Source organism: Peristeroidobacter agariperforans, assembly GCF_004138335.1.
GTDB classification, from domain to species: Bacteria; Pseudomonadota; Gammaproteobacteria; order Steroidobacterales; family Steroidobacteraceae; genus Steroidobacter; species Steroidobacter agariperforans.
This window is the reverse complement of record NZ_RYFW01000001.1, coordinates 1,355,664-1,376,086: the sequence shown is the minus strand read 5'-3', so window position 1 is coordinate 1,376,086 and position 20,423 is coordinate 1,355,664. Positions and strand designations below refer to the sequence as shown.

18 protein-coding genes are annotated in these 20,423 nt (G+C 62.2%); 9 read left to right on the top strand and 9 right to left on the bottom strand.

Annotated elements, in window-relative coordinates:
* Positions 1-678 (bottom strand): M15 family metallopeptidase, encoded by a 678-nt coding sequence (locus EK373_RS05940; protein WP_129641797.1) that lies wholly within the window; start codon positions 676-678, stop codon positions 1-3.
* 231 nt (positions 679-909) lie between these two features.
* Here EK373_RS05940 and EK373_RS05935 point away from each other — a divergent pair, with 231 nt between their 5' ends.
* The 5 genes from EK373_RS05935 to EK373_RS05915 all read left to right on the top strand — a co-directional run bounded on the left by EK373_RS05935 (position 910) and on the right by EK373_RS05915 (position 8,216).
* Positions 910-3,354 (top strand): putative bifunctional diguanylate cyclase/phosphodiesterase, encoded by a 2,445-nt coding sequence (locus EK373_RS05935; protein WP_129641796.1) that lies wholly within the window; start codon positions 910-912, stop codon positions 3,352-3,354.
* 138 nt (positions 3,355-3,492) lie between these two features.
* Complete coding sequence (locus tag EK373_RS05930) at positions 3,493-4,119, top strand: ImmA/IrrE family metallo-endopeptidase (protein ID WP_198683096.1); 627 nt, start codon at positions 3,493-3,495, stop codon at positions 4,117-4,119.
* Between the two features lie 29 nt (positions 4,120-4,148).
* Positions 4,149-4,385, top strand: a complete 237-nt coding sequence (locus tag EK373_RS05925; RefSeq protein ID WP_129641795.1) for a hypothetical protein — start codon at positions 4,149-4,151, stop codon at positions 4,383-4,385.
* A gap of 51 nt (positions 4,386-4,436) precedes the next feature.
* Positions 4,437-6,356: an ATP-binding cassette domain-containing protein gene (locus tag EK373_RS05920; RefSeq protein ID WP_129641794.1), complete on the top strand. Its 1,920-nt coding sequence runs from the start codon at positions 4,437-4,439 to the stop codon at positions 6,354-6,356.
* A 195-nt stretch (positions 6,357-6,551) separates the two neighbouring features.
* The gene (locus tag EK373_RS05915) at positions 6,552-8,216 is read left to right on the top strand and encodes an MFS transporter (RefSeq protein ID WP_129641793.1); all 1,665 of its coding nucleotides are present in this window, start codon (positions 6,552-6,554) and stop codon (positions 8,214-8,216) included.
* A 3-nt stretch (positions 8,217-8,219) separates the two neighbouring features.
* Here EK373_RS05915 and EK373_RS05910 read toward each other — a convergent pair whose 3' ends face one another.
* Positions 8,220-8,837, bottom strand: coding sequence for a TetR/AcrR family transcriptional regulator (locus EK373_RS05910; RefSeq protein ID WP_129641792.1), 618 nt, complete (start codon positions 8,835-8,837; stop codon positions 8,220-8,222).
* 210 nt (positions 8,838-9,047) lie between these two features.
* On the opposite strand from EK373_RS05910, the gene EK373_RS05905 reads away from it, so the two are divergent.
* Positions 9,048-9,398, top strand: coding sequence for an energy transducer TonB (locus tag EK373_RS05905; RefSeq protein WP_157994237.1), 351 nt, complete (start codon positions 9,048-9,050; stop codon positions 9,396-9,398).
* A gap of 152 nt (positions 9,399-9,550) precedes the next feature.
* Here the strand turns inward: EK373_RS05905 and EK373_RS05900 are convergent, their stop codons facing one another.
* Entirely contained in the window at positions 9,551-10,813 is a 1,263-nt protein-coding gene (locus tag EK373_RS05900) for a CaiB/BaiF CoA transferase family protein (RefSeq protein WP_129641790.1), read from the bottom strand.
* Between the two features lie 107 nt (positions 10,814-10,920).
* On the opposite strand from EK373_RS05900, the gene EK373_RS05895 reads away from it, so the two are divergent.
* Both EK373_RS05895 and EK373_RS05890 read left to right on the top strand, forming a co-directional pair.
* Entirely contained in the window at positions 10,921-11,385 is a 465-nt protein-coding gene (locus tag EK373_RS05895; protein ID WP_129641789.1) for a hypothetical protein, read from the top strand.
* 96 nt (positions 11,386-11,481) lie between these two features.
* A complete protein-coding gene (locus EK373_RS05890; protein ID WP_129641788.1) occupies positions 11,482-12,282 on the top strand; it encodes a tyrosine-protein phosphatase in 801 nt (266 codons plus the stop codon).
* Positions 12,283-12,289: 7 nt separating this feature from the next.
* Here the strand turns inward: EK373_RS05890 and EK373_RS05885 are convergent, their stop codons facing one another.
* Both EK373_RS05885 and EK373_RS05880 read right to left on the bottom strand, forming a co-directional pair.
* On the bottom strand, positions 12,290-13,705 hold the full coding sequence (locus tag EK373_RS05885) for a short-chain fatty acid transporter (protein ID WP_129641787.1): 1,416 nt from the start codon (positions 13,703-13,705) through the stop codon (positions 12,290-12,292).
* 70 nt (positions 13,706-13,775) lie between these two features.
* Positions 13,776-17,126, bottom strand: a complete 3,351-nt coding sequence (locus tag EK373_RS05880) for a GH36-type glycosyl hydrolase domain-containing protein (protein ID WP_129641786.1) — start codon at positions 17,124-17,126, stop codon at positions 13,776-13,778.
* Positions 17,127-17,256: 130 nt separating this feature from the next.
* On the opposite strand from EK373_RS05880, the gene EK373_RS05875 reads away from it, so the two are divergent.
* Positions 17,257-17,706 carry a CBS domain-containing protein gene (locus EK373_RS05875; protein WP_129641785.1) on the top strand — a complete coding sequence of 150 codons (450 nt, stop codon included), beginning with the start codon at positions 17,257-17,259 and terminating at the stop codon, positions 17,704-17,706.
* A gap of 48 nt (positions 17,707-17,754) precedes the next feature.
* Here the strand turns inward: EK373_RS05875 and EK373_RS05870 are convergent, their stop codons facing one another.
* From EK373_RS05870 to EK373_RS05855, 4 genes are read right to left on the bottom strand one after another with little or no spacing between them, the layout of a single operon-like run.
* Positions 17,755-18,615 carry a MipA/OmpV family protein gene (locus EK373_RS05870; protein ID WP_129641784.1) on the bottom strand — a complete coding sequence of 287 codons (861 nt, stop codon included), beginning with the start codon at positions 18,613-18,615 and terminating at the stop codon, positions 17,755-17,757.
* On the bottom strand, positions 18,616-19,095 hold the full coding sequence (locus tag EK373_RS05865) for a glutathione peroxidase (protein WP_129641783.1): 480 nt from the start codon (positions 19,093-19,095) through the stop codon (positions 18,616-18,618). It lies immediately after the preceding gene.
* Between the two features lie 10 nt (positions 19,096-19,105).
* Positions 19,106-19,501 (bottom strand): hypothetical protein, encoded by a 396-nt coding sequence (locus tag EK373_RS05860; protein ID WP_129641782.1) that lies wholly within the window; start codon positions 19,499-19,501, stop codon positions 19,106-19,108.
* On the bottom strand, positions 19,502-20,395 hold the full coding sequence (locus EK373_RS05855; protein WP_232831026.1) for a peptidylprolyl isomerase: 894 nt from the start codon (positions 20,393-20,395) through the stop codon (positions 19,502-19,504).
* Positions 20,396-20,423 lie beyond the last annotated feature (28 nt).

The window sequence follows — 20,423 nt, the reverse complement described above, 5'->3', positions numbered from 1 at the left end:
TCAGACCGGCGTGTCCACCGCCAGCAGGTAGCGCGTGTAGATTTCGGGCAGGCGCGCCAGCACGTGTGGCTTGCCTTCGATGTTGCTGGCGTCCAGGACTCGCCGCAAGGTCGACAGGCTCAGCGATTCCAGCGCCGGTTGTGAAATCGGCGCGTAGCTCAAGTGCCAGGGCTCGGGACTCACGCCGCCGCGATCGGTGCGGTACGGCCGATAAAATCCGAAACGGCGCATGTTCGCATCGAGCCATTGCGACAGCCGCCCGAATATTCCATCCGCCGCGTACTCGGCAGGCAACAACTCGACCGTGTAACCCGGCGGTACCGCGGCGGCGTCGATGACATCCACATCGCTGCCCCAGTGGTGGCGGCTGCCGCCCGGAATCGCCGACCAGCACAGAATCGCATCGACGGCCGCCGAGTCCGACAGCTGCTTGCGATCGAGCAATGCGCCCTGCCGATCGTAGATGGCCCGCTCGCCGCTCCACTTGCGATTCCAGATGCCGACCTGGGCCTGAAAGTCCCGGAAACTGGAGCGCGGCGTGAGATCGATGCCGGCCTCTCGCGCGGCATCTCTCATCGCCAGAAAGGATGCCACTGCTTCATAGTGAAGCATGCAGCGCGGGTCACTCAATTCCACGACATGACTGCGCGCCTGTCCGGTGAGCTCGAGCTCGTTCATTACAATCTGCGTCCTAAGCAACCAAACGATGCCGAAAATAGTTACGAAATAGCGGCTTTTGCCGCGCTTTTTAACATTCTAATCGTTCGGTATGTTAAAAAAACCGACAAGTAGGTCAGGTGTCTCGCCACAGCGGAAAACCCGAGTATCATGCCGGAACGAAGCGGTAGTGCCACCGTGCCGAAGCCGAGGCACTTCGGCAGCACAAGCAGGTAAGTCGCGGAGTATGGGTTGAGATCGCGGGGCCTCAAAATCAGGTTGCTCTCCGTCGCCATCGCGGCGGGCGTCGCCATTGCCGCCACCCTGTTCCTGCTGGAATACCTCGACTATCGCAAGTCCAGCGATGTGCTGGTCCGCCAGGGCGAGCGCTCGCTGTTGAACGCCGAGGCGCAGCGGCTGGACCTGCTGGCGAGCGACATGGCCGCCGCGGGCGCCCAAGCCCTGGAAACAGCGCTGCTCGACCACGACCAGGGGACTGTCGAAAAAGTCGTCGACTCGCTGCTGAACAATCCGTATTCGATTTCGGCGCGCGTCGTAGCGCCGGACGGCTCCATCATCTACGAGACGATTCGGCAAGATCAGTGGATTCAGCAGATCACCGATCGGGACAAGCGCACGATCCGTCGCGGCCTCGGCGGCGTCGAGTCGCTCGGGGCCCTGGAGATCATCGTCGGTCGTCCCGGCCTGGCCGACACTGCACTCGCATTGAAATCGCAACTGGAGCGTGTTCAACAGCGCGACTTCGAGCGCCGCATCTGGATCGTCACCGGCGTGGGCGTGCTCATCACCGGCTTGCTGACGCTGGTCGCCTGGATGCTGGCGCAGCGCCTGGAGCGACCGATCGTCGAGCTGATCCGCTCGGCCGAGCGCATCGGCGAAGGCGATTACACTCGCCCGCACAAAGTCACCAGCAACGATGAGATCGCCGAGCTGGAGATGGCGCTGGATCGCATGCGTCAGAACCTGCGCCAGACGACCATCACCAAGAACTATCTGACCATCGTCCTCAACAGCATGAACGATGCCGTGCTGGTGACCTCGCCGGACGGCATGGTGCGCAAGATCAACGATGCGGCGGTCCGGCTGTTCGGCTACAACGAAGAAGAGATCGCCGGCCAGCCGTTCATCAACCTGATCGCCGAAAACGAGCGTGAAAACTTTTCACTCGAAGCGGCCGGCGTCGAAACCCGCGAGACGGTCATCGCCACGCACAGCGGGCAGACCATTCCGGTGTCGTTGTCGGGCGCACCGATCGCGGGCGACGATCCGCAGTTCCAGGGCACGATCTTCGTCGTTCGCAACATCACCGATCGCAAGCGGGCCGAGCGGCGCATCCGCTACCTCGCTCGTTACGACGCACTGACCAAAGTGCCGAACCGCATGCAGTTCCAGCACATGCTGCAGCAGGCGATCGCCCGCGCGCGACGTAACGATCGCGGCATCGTGCTGCTGTATCTGGACATGGATCGGTTCAAAGAGATCAACGACACGTTCGGTCACGCCGCGGGCGACCGCACGCTCGAAGTGCTCAGCGAACGTTTGATTCGCATCCTGCCGCGTGAAGCTGTGGTCGGGCGCCTGGCGGGCGATGAGTTCGGCCTGTTCATCGAAGGCTTCGCAGACACCGAGGACGAGCGCACACAGGCCGCCAACCTCGCGCGCATGGTGCTCGCCGAAGTCTGCAAAGCGTATTACGTCGATCAGCAGGAAGTGTTCCTGACCGCCAGCGTCGGCATCGCGTTCTGCCCGAAGGACGCCGAGAACGTGATCGACCTGATCCGCAACGCCGACGCGGCCATGTATCACTCCAAACAAAACGGCGGCAACAGCTTCGCGTTCTACTCGCCCGACATGAACGCCGCTGCGGTCGAACGTTTGATGCTGAAGAGCAAGCTGCGCCGTGCGCTCGAGCGTGACGAGCTGATCATGGTGTATCAGCCAAAGGTCGACCTGCGCGACGGCCGCATCGTGGGCGCGGAAGCGCTGCTGCGCTGGCGCCTGCCGGGGCATGGCGATATCCCGCCGTCGCAGTTCATTCCGCTGGCCGAAGAGACGAATCTGATTCTCGGCATCGGCGAGTGGGTGTTGAACCGCGTCTGCGCCGACTATCACCGCTGGCAGGACAAGATCAAAAACCCGGGCCGCGTGTCGATCAATCTGTCGTTGAAACAGCTGCGCCAGGCGAGCTTCATCACTCGCTGCAAATCGGTGTTCCGTCGTCACGAAGTGTCGCCGACCTGCTTCGAGCTGGAAATCACCGAGACGACTTTGATGGTCGACCCGAAGCGCACCATCAAACTGCTGGACGAGCTGTATGCCATGGGCCTGCACCTGTCCATCGACGACTTCGGCACCGGCTACTCCTCGCTGTCGGCCTTGCAACAGTTCCCGATCGGCACGCTGAAGATCGACCAGTCGTTCGTCCGCGACGCCGCCATCAACAGCGACGACGCCACCATCGTTCGCACCATCATCGACATGGGCAAAGCCCTCGAAGTCGAAGTCGTCGCCGAAGGCGTCGAGACCGAAGAGCAATTCAACTTCCTCCGCAACCGCGGCTGCCACTACGGCCAGGGCCGCCTCTTCGGCGACGCCATGACCGCGGACGAGTTCCTATCCCTCGTCCTGACCCAAGAAAGCGGACGCGCCAAGGTCAGCGAGTTGTTCGCGTCGTAATCGCCCCGTCGCCATTGCGCATTCGCCCCCTCCGAAAGGATTTGCTCGTCTGCGCGTGGTCCTCCGCGGGATAGTGCGCGGAACTTCACAACAGCCAAAGTTGCATACCGCGGTGCGCTCCGGGTAGTAAGGCAAGCCATGACTACACCTCAAGGCACTGGCATGGTCGTTCCCCTGCAACGAAAGCCCGCCACGGCGGATTTCGCTGGAGCCATTGGTGAAGCCAACAGGATCTTGGATGAGTTCGGCTTCTCCGCACCGCCGGTCAATCCAGTGACTATCGCACGCGAGCTCGGCGTGAAAGTCTCGTTCGTGAGCATGCCCAGACATCCCAATGTTTCGGGCTTCTATGATGCTCAGGACGATGCCATCTACATCGCGAAGGGCGAATACCCCAAGCGACAGACGTTCACCATCGCACATGAACTGGGACACAGGCTGCTGCATCGGGAATGGGCCGCCAGTAACGACTACCGCGTCATGCTTCGAGATCCAAGCCTCATGATCATTGACGAAAAAGAGCAGGCGGCGAATGCCTTCGCGGCTCACCTCCTCGTGCCCAGGGACATGCTCGACGAATACCGGCACGTTGCTTCGATCGAAGAGCTGTCGCGCTTGTTTGTCGTCTCGATGCCCGTCATTCGGAATCGGCTCAGGCGTGAGTTCGGCGCCTGGCACGTCCGCGCTCAAGGCGGACATCGGGGGACAGGAAGAAGTCGATCCCGATCTCAAATCGGACGTGTGCGGCTGATCGGGAACGCGTAGAACTCGATGGCAGAAAGGCGTTCTTCAGGTTGAGGCAACAGTGGTCCTGCGCGGTAATCGCCTGGATTTCCTGCTTTCTCATCTTTCATATCGCACTCACGCTCGCCATCGGTCTCGGCGGGCTGAACTTCCTCGAGTATCAGTGGCTGATCCCACTCATCACCGTCGAGAACTTTCTGCAGATCGTGGGCATGGGCTATGTAGTGGTCCGATTCCTGTACCCAGGTAAGGCGCTCGCGTTAGCCAGAACCCGACGAACCAGTTAGGATTCGCGCGCAATTTCCGCCCGCTTACCTGACCAGCCCAGCAGAACCGCCGTGCTCTCCTTCTCCTCCCTCGCCCTCCGGCGCGGTCCGCGCCTGTTGATTTCGGATGCGTCCTTCACCGTGTATCGCGGGGAGAAGGTGGGCATCGTGGGGGCCAATGGGTGCGGCAAATCCAGCTTGCTGGCGTTGGTGCTGGGCGAGCTGCAACCGGATGCGGGCAGTGTCGAGTACCCGTCGCAGTTGATCGTCGCGCACGTGGCGCAGGAGCTGGAGGCGACCGACAGGCCCGCGATCGAGTTCGTGATGGATGGCGACGAGGAACTGCGCGAGACCGAAGCGGCGATCGAACGAGCTGAAGCGAGCAACGCCGGCGCCAAGTTGGGCGAACTGCATGCCCGCTACGCCGCGCTCGGCGGCTACGACGCACGCAGCCGCGCGGGCAAGTTGATGCACGGCCTGGGCTTCTCAGCTGCCGATGAGACACGTTCGGTGAGCGCCTTCTCCGGCGGCTGGCGAGTGAGGCTCAATGTCGCGCAAGCGCTGATGTGCCGATCCGATCTGTTGTTGCTCGACGAGCCCACCAACCACCTCGACCTCGACGCGGTGATCTGGCTGGAGCAGTGGCTGCGCAATTACCAAGGCACACTGCTGATGATCGCGCACGATCGTGAGTTCCTCGATCGCACGGTCGGTCGCATCGTGCACATCGAAAACGGCGCGGCGAAAATCTACACCGGCAACTACTCCGCGTTCGAAGAGCAGCGCGCTTCGCAGCTCGCGCAACAGCAGTCCATGTACGAGCGGCAGCAGCGCGAGATCAAGCACATGACGAGCTTCATCGAACGCTTCAAAGCGAAAGCGAGCAAGGCCAAGCAAGCACAGAGCCGTGTCAAAGCGCTCGAGCGCATGGAGAAGATCGCGCCGGCGCACGTCGACTCACAGTTCGAGTTCACTTTCCTGGCGCCGCAGAAGTTGCCCCGGCCGCTGCTCGCGCTGGAGAAACAATCGGTCGGCTACGGCGAACGGGTCGTGCTGGAAAACGTCAACATGACCATCGCGCCCGGCAGCCGCATCGCGCTGCTCGGCCGCAACGGCGCCGGCAAGTCGACGATGATGAAACTGCTCGCCGGCGAGCTCACCGCATTCGATGGCAAGCGCACCGAAGCGCGCGATCTGAAGATCGGCTACTTCGCCCAGCACCAGCTCGAACAGCTGAGTGTGGACGACTCTCCGCTCGGCCACTTGAAACGCCTGGGTGGCGAAGCCGCGGCGAAAGCGACTGAACAGGAATTGCGCGGCTTCCTGGGCAGTTTCGGCTTCAGCGGCGATCGCGTCTTCGAGCCGGTCGGTCCATTTTCCGGCGGCGAGAAGGCACGCCTGGTGCTGGCGCTGACCAGTTACTTGCGACCGAATCTGTTGCTGCTCGACGAGCCCACCAATCATCTCGACCTCGAGATGCGCCAGGCGCTCGCGATGGCGCTGCAAGACTATGAAGCCGCGGTCGTGCTCGTTTCGCACGATCGCCACCTGTTGCGCGCCGTCGCCGACGAGCTGATTCTGGTCGACCAAGGACGCGCGCAGCCCTTCGATGGCGACCTGGACGACTACGCGAAATGGTTCCAAACGCGCGAAGCCGCGGAAACCAGCGCTGAAGAAGAGACCACGGCCGCCGCGCTCAGCGCCGAACAAAAGAAACAACGCAAGCGCGAAGAAGCCGAGCGCCGCAATCGCCTCAGCCCGATCAAGGCCGATATTGCGCGCTTGGAAAAACAGCTCGCGAAACTGGAGCAGGAACGAACGAGCGTCGAGACCGCGCTCGCCGAACCCGACATCTACAACCCGAGCTCGAAGCAAAAGCTGCAGGAACTGCTGCAAAAGCAGACGCAGCTGAAGCGCGACATCGCGAACGTCGAAACCGAGTGGCTCGCCGCCAGCGAGAAACTCGAGGCCGAAATGTCTGCGGGTAGCTGATAACCACGATCGGATAAATGCGATCCTGTTTCCCCCTTTGCGTGCACGGGAGGGGCCAGGGGTCGGATTTGTGTGCTCCGCGTCCGCACAGCGGAAGCGTTTGTAGAGATCCGTCAGGCTCGCACCGGGCGCAAATCTTTGTGCTGTACTGTGCGCCACGCCCATGCTTGGCGGGCGCCAACAGCGGGCACATCAATGGTCGCAGTCTCGGGGGAGACCGTCGCCGCGCCGGCGACAGGGATCGATCGCACGCACCGTCGCGTCATCGTCGCTTCATCGCTGGGCACGATGTTCGAATGGTACGACTTCTACTTGTACGGCTCGCTCGCGGCCGTGATCAGCAAACAATTCTTCTCTGGCGTCAACGAGACCACCGGATTCATTTTCGCGCTGCTCGCATTCGCCGCGGGCTTCGCGGTCCGGCCCTTTGGAGCGGTGATCTTCGGCAGGCTCGGCGATCTGTCCGGCCGCAAGAAAACATTCCTGATCACCATCGTGCTGATGGGCTTGGCGACGGCGCTGGTGGGCGTACTGCCCTCCTATGAAACCATAGGCATCGCCGCCCCAATCATCCTGGTGACCTTGCGATTGTTACAAGGCCTGGCGGTCGGCGGTGAGTACGGTGGCGCGGCGACTTACATCGCCGAGCACGCGCCGCCGGGCCGACGCGCGTACTACACGAGCTGGATTCAGATCACTGCGACAGCGGGCATGATCCTGTCGCTGATCGTAATTCTCGGCTGTCGCTGGCTGATGGGCCCGGAGTTCGAAGTGTGGGGCTGGCGCATCCCCTTCCTGCTCTCGATCATCCTGTTGTGCATCTCGGTCTACATCCGCGTGCAGCTGGAAGAGTCGCCGGTATTCAAGGAAATGCGCGATACCGGCAAGCTGTCCAAGCAACCGGTGCGTGAATCGATCGGCCAGTGGAGCAATCTGAAGCTGGTGCTGCTGGCGCTGCTGGGTGCAATGGCCGGGCAGGCAGTCGTCGGCTATGTCGCGCTGGTCTACATGAATTTGTTTCTCACGCAGACGCTCAAGGTCGATCCTGCGACGTCGAATCTTCTAGTAGCAGCCGCGCTGACGGCAGCGACACCGTTCTATCTGCTCAGCGGCAAGGTGGCCGACAAGATCGGCCGCAAGCCGCAGGTGATGCTCGGCTGCTTGGTCGCGGCCGTGGCAATGTTTCCTATCTTCAAAGGTCTCACCGACTACGCCAATCCCGCGATCGCGACGGCTCAGGCGAGCCATCCGATCGTCGTGATGGCGGACCCGGCCGAGTGCAGCCTGCAGTTCGATCCGATCGGCGGCGCACGCTTCACCAGTTCATGCGACGTCGCGAAGACGGCTCTGGCCAACGCCCGGGTTCCTTATTCGAACGAAGCCGCGCCGGTAGGAATGGTCGCCATCGTGAAAGTGGGCGAGCAATCGCTCGTCGCATTCGACGGCTCGACGCTGCCGGCCGCAGAATTCGCGTCGCGCACCGCGGCCTTCAAACAACAGCTGTCTGCGCTCTTGAAGGACGCCGGCTATCCAACCAGCGCCGATCCGGACCGCATCGACTACGGCAAGGTGTTCCTGCTGTTGTTCATTCTTTCGGTGCTGGGCGTGGTGACCTACGGCCCGATCGCCGCATGGCTGGTCGAGCTGTTCCCCGCTCGCATCCGCTACACGTCCATGTCGCTGCCTTATCACCTCGGCAACGGCTGGTTCGGCGGGTTCCTGCCGAGCATCGCCTTCGCCATGATCGCGTACACCGGCAATATCTATTCCGGGCTGTGGTACCCGGTCATCGTCTGCGCGATGACTCTGATCGTCGGCACATTCTTTCTCAGAGAAACCCACGGCAACGAAGCCGTGTGATCGCTATTTCCTGAGCTGCGCGTCGACCAGCGCGTCGGCCGTGGCCACCAGGAAATGCTGAGGTCCGCTCTTGCCCAAAGCTTGGGCCGACGAGAACGCGCCATCGACGAGCAACAGCAACTGTTCGGTGAGCTCCTCGGGGTTGCGCACCCCTTCGATGTTGTCGACCAGCCCACGCAGGCGCCGACGCAGCTCCTGCATCTCCTCGGTCGCGAGCACGCGCGCCGGATGCTGAGGGTCGGCGAACTCCACCGTGATATTCATGAAGGGGCAGCCACGAAAATGTGAGCTGCTCACGAAGCGGACAATGCCGTTGAGGTGCGCACGCAGGCGGGCGCGTGGCTCCGGGTCGCTCTGCGCAGCCGTCTTGTCCCAGCCCGCCCAGCGGTCTTTTTGCTCCTGCTCCAGCACCGCGACGATCAGCGCGTCCTTGGATGGGAACCAGCGATAGAGGCTGGTCTTGGCCACGCCTGAGCGCGCAACGACGGTGTCCACGCCGACGGCGCGAGCCCCTTCCTTGTAAAACAGGTCCCGGGCCGTGTTCAGAATCCGGTCCCGGACGCTTTCCGTGGGCGCGGCCGCCCCTTCGCTACCGGCGCGCGGTTTTGCACTTGGACTCATGGGCCTCCTCAATCAGCTTGACAGCGCTACAGACCTGTACGTAGCATGCAAACAGACAGGTCTGTAGCGTCTCGTACAGTAGCCTCGGGCACCCGGCCAGTGCAATCGAAGCTCTCTATGCGACATGCCGCCTGTCAGAACTGCCCTACCCCGCGTGGCCAGCGGGGAGGGGCTTTGCGACGGCGTCCGATTACTGTTCCGGAGACGGCAATGAACATGCTCACCACTGGCCTCGCGATCCTGGCCGCGACGACTGCGATTCCCCTCACCACTGCGATCTCCGCTTCGTGCGGCATGCGAGTGGTCCAAAGCGACACCGACTTTCCCGAGCGCTCGCAATTGCGGGGCCAAAAGGGAACGGTGCTGATCAATGTAACCCTCGACGCGAACGGACGCGCCACCGGCGCCGACGTGGAGCGCTCGAGCGGTCACCTGCTGCTCGACCTCGCCGCCAAGCGCAGCGTGCTCGAGAAGTGGCAATTCGATGTCTCCCATTGCTCCCACACGTTCCCGGCGACTCATCAGGTCGCAGTGGAATATCGCAACGAGGAGTATCAGTAAAGCACCCCTTGTCTCCCGCCCGCGCCCACTGCGGGTGGGGTGAGGGCGGGAGCTTCTTTTGAAGCGACTTAACGTCGCTTCAAACCGCGCGAACGACGGTACACGGATGTACCGGCTGGCTAAGGCTCCAGGGACGGCTGCTTGCGATGACCTTAGACAATGCCGGACGCCTGCAGCTGTTCGATCTCAGCCGCGGTCAACCCGGCGTCCTCCAGCACCTCGCGCGTGTGCTGTCCGAGCAAGGGCGGTGCTGACTGATAGCTCAGCGGTGTCTCCGACATTTTGATCGGGTTCGCGACCATGGGCACCGTGCCCGCCTGCGGATGCGGCAGATCGATCCGCATCCCACGACTGCGCACCTGCGCGTGATCGAACACCTGCGCCAGGTTGTTGATGCCGCCCACCGGAATGCCCAGGGGCTCGAACAGCGCGATCCACGCCGACACCGTCCGTTGCTTCAATACCGCCGCCAATAACGGAATCAACACGTCGCGATTGCGCACCCGATCGTCATTGCGCAGGAAGCGTGGATCCCGATGGAACGCCTGACCGGCGGCCTCGCAGAACTTCGCAAACTGTCCGTCATTCCCCACGGCCACGACGAACTGACCGTCGGACGCATCGAACACCTGATACGGCACGATGTTGGCGTGTGCGTTGCCCATCCGCTTCGGCGCTTTGCCGCCGACCAGATAATTCATGTTCATGTTGGCGATCATCGCGACCTGCGAATCGAGCAACGCCATGTCGATGTACTGACCTTGTCCGGTCAGCGACCGGTGCACGATCGCGGCGAGGATGGCCACGGTCGAGTACATGCCGGTCGTGATATCCGCGACCGCGACGCCAACCTTTTGCGGGCCGCCGCCCGGCAGATCGTCTTTCTCGCCCGTGATGCTCATCAGGCCGCCCATGGCCTGGATGATGAAATCGTAGCCGGCCACCTGACGCATCGGCCCGGTCTGGCCGAAACCGGTGATCGAACAATAAATGAGACCCGGATTGATCGCCTTCAATTGCTCGTAGCCGAGGTTATAACGCGTGAGATCGCCGGCCTTGTAGTTCTCGATCAACACATCGACGCGCGCCGCGAGCCTGCGGGCCACCTGCTGACCTTCGGGCTTGGAGATGTCGAGCGTCAGCGACTTCTTGCCGCGATTGGCGCCGAGGAAATACGCGGATTCGCGAGTGTCGTTGCCGTCGCGATCCTTCAAGTAGGGAGGCCCCCAGCTGCGCGTGTCATCGCCGATGCCCGGCCGCTCGATCTTGATCACTTCCGCGCCCAGGTCGGCAAGGATTTGCCCGCACCAAGGCCCTGCGAGCACGCGGCTCATATCGAGCACGCGAATGTGTGATAAAGCGCCCGAGCGCACGTGAGAGGACGACGTATTGGAGCTGGAACTTTCAGGCGTCATACTGCTTCTTGACTTGCATGGTCTTAGGCTTCGGCCGCGCAAACTAATCGCAGCCAGGGCCGCGGAGCAAGGGCGTTTCTATCACCAGAGCTGGTCGGTGCCGCACCATGATCACATTCAATCGATCTGGTTCGATGGTCTCGATGATCCTCGTCGGGGCATTGCTTAGTGGCAATGGGCTGGCCGAAGAACCGGCGCCCGCCGCGACCAATACGGCGGTTTTCGCTGCGAAAACAGCGCCCCCGCACCAGCCGCTGGATCTGCGTGCGCCGCTGATCACGCAGCTCTACACCGCCGAAGAGCTCAATAGAATATTAGCGACCACGTTCATTCGTGAAGACATCGAAGAGGTGCAGGTGGAGGGCGAGCGCGAGCGCCGCCCGACCGATACGCCGGACGTATGGCCCGGGATCGCCGCGCCGGTGTGGGCCCTGCTGAATCCCGCTCAATCGTGGCGCATATTTGCGCCCCTGCCACCGGATCAGACACGCGATCAGAGCTTCGTGCGCGCGAACGCCACCGACACGTATCTACTTGAACCGGCAGGCACGCCGTCGCCTTTCGCTCACTAGGTCGAAGCCAATTCCCCTGGTAGAACGCGGGCGACAGGTCGAACCGTGGCCGTGTCTGTGCGACACTGCGACTCGATTCCCTGGTAAGGCGTGTCCATGACTTCACCGGCTTCCGCCGTTCGCGCCGAGCGCGAACGTGTGCTCTCGTTTCAAGGCGGCTGTAACTTTCGCGACATCGGCGGTTATCGCACTCAGCAAGGCTCCCACACGCGCTGGGGCAAGGTGTATCGCACCGGCGTGCTCACCTACTTCACTGCGGACGATCACGCGCCTTTGACCAGGCTCCAGGTGCGTGCGATTTGCGATCTGCGACGCGCAGAGGAACGCGAGCGAGAGCCGACACGCTGGCCGCACGCAAACGTCAATGCGCTCTCCTGGGACGATGGCATCGTGACACCGACGGTTCGTGGCCTGGCCGCGGATCGGCCGAAAAATGCGGCGGGAATGTTTGATGCGATGATCGCGCTGTACCGCACCCTTCCGGAGTGGATGGGCCCGCGCATCGGCGGCATGTTCTCCGCGATTGCGAATGGCGATGTACCGTTGATCGTCCACTGCGCGGCAGGCAAGGATCGCACGGGCATCGCGGTCGCGGTGCTGCTGCGATCTCTGGGCGTGCCGGAGGAAACCGCGATCCAGGATTATTTGCTGACCAATACGTCGGGCAACTTCGAGGAGTTCATCCGCTCGCGCCACCAGGCGCAACTCGGCGTGACCGACAACCACGCTCCTTTGTTGGCGATGCCGGAAGACATGCGGCGTGTTCTGTTCAGCGCCGACGCCGCGTTCTTGCACGCAGCGTTCGAGCAGATTGGCGATGTCGAGGCCTATCTCGAGAAGACGGCGGGTGTGACGCCAGCCATGCAAGACAAGATTCGCGCGGCACTGCTCGAGTGACACGAGCTCACGGCATGACGGGCGGCTTGTAATCGAGCGTCAGCCCGAACGCCCAGAGCAGCAACAACACCACTGGAACGTGCACGACGAATTGGATCATCGTGAAGCCGATGACGTCGCGTGCGCGCAGCTTCAGGATGCCCAGCAGCGGCAACATCCAGAACGGGTTGATCAGGTTCGGCAACGCCTCGGCGGCGTTGTACACCTGCACCGCCCAGCCGAGGTGGACTTTCAACTCGTTCGCCGCTTGCATCACATACGGCGCTTCGATGATCCATTTGCCGCCGCCCGACGGCACGAAGAATCCCAGCACTGCCGAGTAAACGCCCATCACGACGGGAAACGTTTCGCGCGTCGCCGCCTGAGCGAAAAAACTCGATAAGTGATGCGCGATGCTCTGCCCGTCGCTGCCGACAGCAGACGTGAGAATCGCCGCGATGCCGCCATAGAACGGGAACTGGATCAGCACGCCGCTTACGCCCGGCACACTCTTCGAGACCGCATCGAGAAACACCCGCGGCCGCCAGCACAGCAGCAGGCCGAGCATCACGAACAGAAAGTTGTAAGTGTTGAGGCTCGAGATCGCGAGCGCGGCGCCTTTGCTCGTGAACTCTTGCACGAGCCAGGCGGCACCCAGCGCCGCGATCAGGACGTTGAGCAAAGGGCTGTGCTCGAGCCATTCGCCGGGTCGAGTCGCTAGCACCGTCGATTCAACGGCGGGTGGGTCAACTACGATTCCGAGACGGCGGGCTGTTTGAGCGTTTTCCCCGCGAGGGGTCGTCAGCCACGCGATCGCCAAAGTTACGACGATGAGAATCGCCGTCAGCGCAATCGATTGCCAAAGAAAGATCGTTTCGGTGAATGGAATGACGCCCGTGATCTGCACCAGCGCCGGTGGCATGCTCGCGGGATTCGCCTGCAACTGCGCGGCCGACGACGACAATCCCATCGCCCACACCGAGCCCATGCCCAAGTAGGCAGCAGCGGCGGCAGCACGCAAATCCATGCCGAGATCTTCTCGGCGAGACAGCGCACGCACGAGCAAGCTGCCGAGGATCATGCTCAAGCCCCAGTGCAGCAGCGAAAACAGCATGCTTATGACGGCTACCCAACACGCCGCGCCGCGCCCGGTGCGAGGCACCGCCGCGAGCCTGTCGATCAATCGAGCGGCGGGCGGCGAGCTGGCCACCACATATCCGCCGATGATGATGAAGCACATCTGCATGGTGAATGGGATCAGGCTCCAGAAGCCATCGCCAAACGCCTTGGCCGTCTGCGTCACAGGCGAGCCCAGCGCGATGGCCGCGACCGCAACGACGATCACGCCCAGCACTGCAAAGACGTAGGCGTCCGGAATCCAGCGCTCCGACCAGGCGCAGCAGCGCAGGGAAATGCGTTCCAACCAGCCGGCTTGTTTGTTCATACTTGTATTCGACACACCCGGGCCCGCGAGCCTTCCGGGCTCGCGCCTCTGGTCTCGGCTGCGCGCAGGCTCAGCCTACCTTGATTTGTATCGTATTGTCCGGTCGATCGAGCTTGCTGACAAACTGAGCACGCTCAATGCGCGCGGCGCCTTTGCGATAGGGATTGGGATCGTTGGTGAGCGCCAGCGCTTGGCCATTGATACTCACCTCACTCACTCCATGGCCAGCGCCGCGGATGTCATAACTCAAGGTCACCTGCTTGCCGAACAGTGACAGCCGTACCCGCAGCCCACTCAAGGCCGTGGGAATCACCGGATCCAACGTGATATCGCGCGCTTCGATGCCGAGACCGAGGAATCGCCGCACGATCAAACCCAATCCGATGCCGGCGCCGCTTGAATACACGCGCCAGCCGCCATCGAGCGGCACGGCGCCTCGAGCCACACGATCGTACTCGGCGCTGGCTTGATAGCGATCTTCGAATGCCGCGTCCGAGCTGGAGTAATAGCAATTTGCCTGCCGCAATGTCGCGGTCGGCACGAGGCTCTGAATACCGATGGGATTGGCCTGGCACAACGCTCGGAAGAACCGATCGGTCTCACCGATTCGCGCCAGCGCCTGTGCATAACGCAGGTGCGCGTGCATATACATCAAGCCAATCTCGCGACCGAAGAACGTGGCGCTTTCGGCGCGTTGGAAGAAGCGCTGCGGGCCACCGTGATAGTTCATCGGCCGGTCGAACAATCGCACCCCATCCGGCCCGCTGAGCTTCAGATCGATGAGACGCAGATGCTGTTGGAGCTGCTCGGCATCGAACAGATCCTCCAGGATGGCATGGATCATCGCCAGCGAGCTGTACTTCACGCCGGTGATGCTATCTCGCGGATGGAGCAGATAGTTCACCTTGCCCTCTTCCTCAAAGAGCGCATAGCCCGTGAGAACACCATCCACCAGCAGCACCTGCTGGAAATCGCGTTTGACGTTCGATGCCCAGGTATCGAAGCGCGCCGCTTCCTGCTCACGACCTATGCTTCGTAGTGCATGCGCCAGCGTCGTCAGCACCTGATGATGCAGCGTGACTGTCCAGGCACTGCACATGCGCTCGCGCATCGCCGGATCGGCCGGCTGAAGCGCGTCATTCCAATCGCCGTGACCGTAAGCCGCCAGCGCCGTCCCTTCGACGATGCGACGTTCGATGACTTTCAACGCCCGCTCCACGTGTTTCCACAGCGGCACCGACGGCTTCGTATGTCCCGAGGAGAAGAACGGCACGGGCTCGTCGAGAATCGAGCTGTCGCCCGACGCGATCAGATACTGCGCCAGCGCCAGCAGCGGCCAGAACACGATGTCACCGTGCGAGTCGCCGGCGCGAATGTCGCGTTCACGCTCGAAGAACATGAACCACTGCGGCCAGTCGCCATCGGACGCCTGAGCCTTCATGACCCGAATCAACAAGTCACGAATCGGCGGGAAATTTCCCAAGGCCAGCAGCATCTCAACCGGGCCTTGCGTGACATCACGCGTGCCCCAGCCGCCGCCCGAGTATTGTTCCAAGCCGCGCGGCGATAAGTAATGCACGAACGCGTTGTGCTGGAACCACGGCAGGATCTCGACAAGACGTTCGACTTGTGCCGACAACGCACTTTCCGCCGGCGCCTCGATGCCGTGCAATTCGACCAGCTGCTCACCGCCGGTCGCCGGCACGTCATTGCTTTCAGCAACGAGATTGCCGCGGATCGTCAACCCAAAGCTCTTGCTCGCCGCGATGACCGAACAAACAAACGGTTGTTGGCGAGACCGCCCATCCTCAAACAACAATCCATCGCCGCCGACGCGCTCCAGCTTCGCGCCTTCATGCAGCGAGATCGTGAAGTTTCCTTCGGGAAAGCGGCGGGCAAGGTCACTGCCCTCCGCCGGTTGAATCACTATCGCATCGCCGTCCTGACGCCAGCGCGCTTCGCCCGACACACTGCCATCATCGCCATTGAGCGCGATATGGCTGGAAACAAACCAGCGCACGGCCGCGCCGGACAGCACTTCAACTTGCAGTGTCAGCTCATGCTCGCCGTGCGCTTCGCTACGAACCTCGAGCACTCCGCCGGTGTGTTTGTAGATCCAGCGGCACGCCTTCGGCTGAATCTCGAACGCCGAGGGCAGGTCGAGCAGGCGCCACTGCCCTGCCGATTCCACGAACAGCCGCAGGCCGTGCGACCGGTACAAACCTAGATAACCGTGCACCGTCGACAGCAGGCGATTGAAACTCACATGCCCTTGCGTGAGCATCGAATGAAACACGCCGTTCATCCAAGCTGTCGACGTCAGCGCCAACTCATCGGGTGTTGCATGCCGCCCGGATCGCAGGAGGTGTCCGTGCGGACGCTGGACCCGTAATTCTTTGGCCTTCAATACAACGTGCCGGTCCGCCTCATAGAAGAACGAGAGCACCGCGCCTCGCTCGTCGACTTCTTCATGTCGTCGCCTCGAGCCGAACAATTTGCTCAGCTCCTCGGACTGCAAATCGAGCGCATCGAGCAACGGCGCCCGACTGAACAACGTGGCGTGGTTCGTATCTTCGCTGCTCGTCCCCGCCAGCTCGACGAACGCCGCCTCGGGCAGATCGAGTGCTTGGTCGACCGCGTCGAGATCGCCGAGCGAGGTTGCCTCGGGATGATCCGCACTGAAGCTGCCGAAGAATCCCGTGCTGACACGTTCGCCGGGTTTGATCTCCAGCGGCTGGTCCTGGATCGCAACCATCGAGTGCTCGTGTTGCAGCCGTCGACCGGGCAGACCCTGCACGATGCCGACGGGCGACTGGCCGCCGCGAGTTGCGAGCCCGTGCACTTGCATCGCGTCGGTCGCAAAACTCTGCGCCCGGCGCAAGGAGCCAATGACACACCAGGGGTTGCGTCCAGCCGCGGACAGATTCTGCCGAGAAGCAATCACATGCCCCTGCTTCGGGTGCTGCAGCGGCGTGTGATCGACGTACTGGCTGACATAGAACTCGTTCAGCCGCACGGTGCCGTAAGGCGACAGCGCGATGTCTTGCGCATAGATCAGATCGACCTGCTGAGTCGAGCCTGCAGAATTTTCCAGGCTCACGTGCCAGAACCACACCGGCGCGGCAGCCGCGAGCCGAAGCTGAACCGTGTAGCGAATTCCAGACCACTCACCGCGGCCCGACCAGCCCTCGCCCGAGCGCTCGAAACGTGTCGGGCTGCGCGGCCCGAGCAGTTCGATGTACTGCAACGCGTCGGCGTTCAGCCGTCGCAGATACAAATTCGCCACACCGCCTTCCAACTCGTTGCCAAGGAACAGATTGACGATGGTGTCGCCGTGATCCATGCGCCGCACGGCGCCGTTCTCCAGCAACTCGACCGACAAGCCGGCGGGACTTTCGAGGCGGATGGGTGATAGCGGCATCTGCGACTTTCCTGGCGCGCGCGAACTGCAGTGAAATGCGGTCCTCGCAGTGTAGTGCATGCGCTTCCGGGCGCGGAACCGCAGCGGTACTGACGAGTTGGTTTTAAATAACCCGCCGCGAGGAGACGCTATGAAAATTCGCGAAGCCATGACTCAAGACGTTTGCATGGTCCGGCCCGATCAGACCATCCGCGAAGCCGCTCACATGATGGCCGAGCTCGACATCGGTGCGCTGCCGGTGCAAGAGAACGACCGACTGGTGGGCATGATCACCGATCGAGATATCGCCGTTCGTGCAATTGCCGAAGGCTGGGGCGCGGACACTCAGATTCGTAAAGTGATGAGCAACGAGATCAAGTACTGCTACGAAGATCAGGATATCGAGGAAGTCACGCGCAACATGAGCGACCAGCGCCTGCGTCGCTTGCCCGTGATGAATCGCGACAAGCGCCTGGTCGGCATCCTGTCCTTGGGCGATCTGGCCCGTGAAGGCAGCACACAGGATGACGCGGGCGAAGCGCTGTGTGGCATTTCACGCCCGGGCGGCCAGCACTCGCAAACGGCGCAACGTCCTCACTAAGAAATCTCGATTGTCGCTCACCCTCTGCCTGCGGAGGGTGAGCGCACCTCACTCGGCGACCTCGTCGATCTCGACTTCGACCATGCGCTTGGATCTGCCGATCATCCATGCGATGCCGATGCCGCCGGTAAGATAGTTTTGCTGCCGGACCAGCGGGCTGTCTTCGAACGCCGCATTGTGCAGATTGTCGTAGCGCATGTATGCGCCCACCCAATAGCCCGGGAAGCGCTTGGAGATGGCCGTGAGGAAGTGCGTGCCTGAATAGCCGCCGCGAGCATCGTAGGAACGGCGCTCAGCCGTCGCGAAACGCGGCGCGACTGAGTAGAAATACTCGTGATATTTGTCCGCGCCGAACAGCGGCCCGGCGCCCACGCCGAAGTTCCAGCCCTCGTAGCCGCCGACATTTTCGATGTCGAGATTCAGGCGCGGCGAAAAATTCCAACCCAGCGTCCTGGGCGAGCTTTCCAGGGTGATGGGCACACGCAGCGGCATCACCAGATCGAGCTTCACGTTGGTATCGGACGAGCGCCACAGGTGCACGTCCAGCGACGGACCGAACTCCAGCGTCGGCCGCAGATTCGGCATACCTTGCCGTGCGTCGTTATCGTCGCTGCTCACGGGAATGGTCGCGTTCATGCTGAAGCTCAGCTCCAGATAACGCTTGTCGAACAGCTCGCCGCGCAGACCTTCGCGATCGGCCTTCAGGAACTTGCCGCGATACACGAAGTACGGCAGCGGCACCGGATAAGTGTTGACCTCATCCGAGCCGCGATAGTCCGGAAACGCCATCGCTCCAATGCCCAGGCCCGCTTCCCACAGCGGCTTTTCTTCAGCCTGCGACGCGACCGGCCACGCAAGCACGGCCAGCGCCGCCAACCAGCCTGGCGCGACTCCCCGTATCGAGCTCATCTACAGCAATTCCTCGACTTTGGACTTCAGGTCCTCGGGTTTGGTGGTGGGCGCGAAGCGGTCGACCACCTGCCCGTTGCGGTCGATCAGGAACTTGGTGAAATTCCACTTGATGGCTTCGCTGCCGAGCAAACCCTTGGCGTTGCTCTTCAGCCAGCGATACAGCGGGTGAGCCGCATCGCCATTCACGTCGATTTTCTCGAACATGGGGAAGCTCACGCCATAGTTCTTTTGGCAGAAGCTGCCGATCTCATCGGCGCTGCCCGGCTCCTGTGCGCCGAACTGATTGCAGGGAAAGCCCAACACCGCCAGGCCCTGATCGCGATACTGCTTGTAAAGCGCCTCGAGCCCTTCGTACTGCGGTGTGAAGCCGCACTTACTGGCGGTGTTCACCACCAGCAGCACCTTGCCCGCGAAATCGCGCAGCTGTACCGGCTTGCCGTCGAGGCTGTTGGCCGAGAAATCATAGACGGTGCTCATGACAGCTCCCCTAACGTTGGATCACCGTAAAGCCGGTCGCGAAGTGCGGCGTCTCGGCAAAACAATTGGTCGGCACGCCGCGGTGCTCGGAGTATTGCACCCGCATGTCCCGGCCGACGTTCTTGGTGAGTTCCGCCGCCAGCTCCGGATCGCGAGTGCTGAAATACCAGATCTGCGGCGCGACGCCACTGACGATATACAGCGCCAGTTCGCCTTCGTAGGTCTTGCAGATCCAGCCTTTGCGCGAGAACTTTTGCAAAATGCCGGCGCGCTCGCCTTCCGAATACGACCAGTTCAGGGAGAACCAGGTCCACGCCCCGCCCAGCACGATCGCCAGCACCAGGGTCCAGATCACCAGACGCCGCAACCCGTGGCGCCGCGGTTGAGAGTCGAAGTCGTCGGCCATCTATCGTTGCTCCTGTCTCACCGGCAGCGGCACGTTGCAAACATCGATGCGACCGGCCGGGACTTTGTACCACTCATCCTGCCGGTTACGGCGCGACTCCACCAGATCCGCGAACGTTTGCGTATCCGTCCTTAGCACCTGCAGCCGGGTGCGCTCCGCCTCGGGCACGTCGGCAGCGAGCCTGATTTCAGTAATCGGCGTCCGCTCTTCTGGCTTCTGGTAGAAGCCCATCGCGCCTTTACCGCGCGGCATGGTCGAAAGCAGCTCCATGCCCTGCAACACGCGACCGACCACCGTGATGTTTCGGTCGAGCTGTCGAGGCGCGTTCCCCGTGATCACATACAACTCGGCGCCGCTGCCGCTGTTTACGTCGTTATCGCGACCTGCGCCCACGACCCCGTAGCAATGAACCATCCAAGCCGAACCAGTTGCGGACTCGCGGGCGGCGGGAAAGCCGTTGACGAAACCGGTTTGGGCGGCATAGGTATCGGGATCCGGCAACACGGTGAAGTTCAGCCCCGCCGCCGGCCGCGTGAACTCCGGCGCCAAGGCCTGCTTCGCTTCGCCCATGGGTTTCTTGCCATCCGCCTCGCCCCATTGCACCACGTAGTTGTCTTGCGAACGCGTGATCGCCAGTCCATCGAAATACCTGGCGCGAGCCAATGCCCGCAGATTGGCGGCATGCTTGGGCGCGAAGTCAGGCTGCAGCTCGATGACCACTCGGCCGCCCGCCAGGTCCATGTACAAAGTGTTGTTGGGATCGAGCGGCCGCCAGTCGGACGGCTTGGATGCCGCCAGCACGTCGGCCATGGTGCGGCCGGCAGCTGGCGTGGGGCTGGTCGCGATCAATAAAGGCAAGGCAGCAATAGCAACGACGCGGGCAAGTTGGGTCACGGCCAGTTCCTTGTTAGCTGGCCGCGAC

Bases quoted from the DNA above. Each gene is read 5' to 3' on its own strand.
- EK373_RS05890 (WP_129641788.1), top strand. From the start codon at position 11,482: ATGACTTCACCGGCTTCCGCCGTTCGCGCCGAGCGCGAACGTGTGCTC.
- EK373_RS05885 (WP_129641787.1), bottom strand. From the start codon at position 13,705: ATGAACAAACAAGCCGGCTGGTTGGAACGCATTTCCCTGCGCTGCTGC.
- EK373_RS05905 (WP_157994237.1), top strand. From the start codon at position 9,048: ATGAACATGCTCACCACTGGCCTCGCGATCCTGGCCGCGACGACTGCG.
- EK373_RS05915 (WP_129641793.1), top strand. From the start codon at position 6,552: ATGGTCGCAGTCTCGGGGGAGACCGTCGCCGCGCCGGCGACAGGGATC.
- EK373_RS05860 (WP_129641782.1), bottom strand. From the start codon at position 19,501: ATGGCCGACGACTTCGACTCTCAACCGCGGCGCCACGGGTTGCGGCGT.
- EK373_RS05875 (WP_129641785.1), top strand. From the start codon at position 17,257: ATGAAAATTCGCGAAGCCATGACTCAAGACGTTTGCATGGTCCGGCCC.
- EK373_RS05930 (WP_198683096.1), top strand. From the start codon at position 3,493: ATGACTACACCTCAAGGCACTGGCATGGTCGTTCCCCTGCAACGAAAG.
- EK373_RS05940 (WP_129641797.1), bottom strand. From the start codon at position 678: ATGAACGAGCTCGAGCTCACCGGACAGGCGCGCAGTCATGTCGTGGAA.
- EK373_RS05870 (WP_129641784.1), bottom strand. From the start codon at position 18,615: ATGAGCTCGATACGGGGAGTCGCGCCAGGCTGGTTGGCGGCGCTGGCC.
- EK373_RS05910 (WP_129641792.1), bottom strand. From the start codon at position 8,837: ATGAGTCCAAGTGCAAAACCGCGCGCCGGTAGCGAAGGGGCGGCCGCG.
- EK373_RS05900 (WP_129641790.1), bottom strand. From the start codon at position 10,813: ATGACGCCTGAAAGTTCCAGCTCCAATACGTCGTCCTCTCACGTGCGC.
- EK373_RS05880 (WP_129641786.1), bottom strand. From the start codon at position 17,126: ATGCCGCTATCACCCATCCGCCTCGAAAGTCCCGCCGGCTTGTCGGTC.
- EK373_RS05895 (WP_129641789.1), top strand. From the start codon at position 10,921: ATGATCACATTCAATCGATCTGGTTCGATGGTCTCGATGATCCTCGTC.
- EK373_RS05865 (WP_129641783.1), bottom strand. From the start codon at position 19,095: ATGAGCACCGTCTATGATTTCTCGGCCAACAGCCTCGACGGCAAGCCG.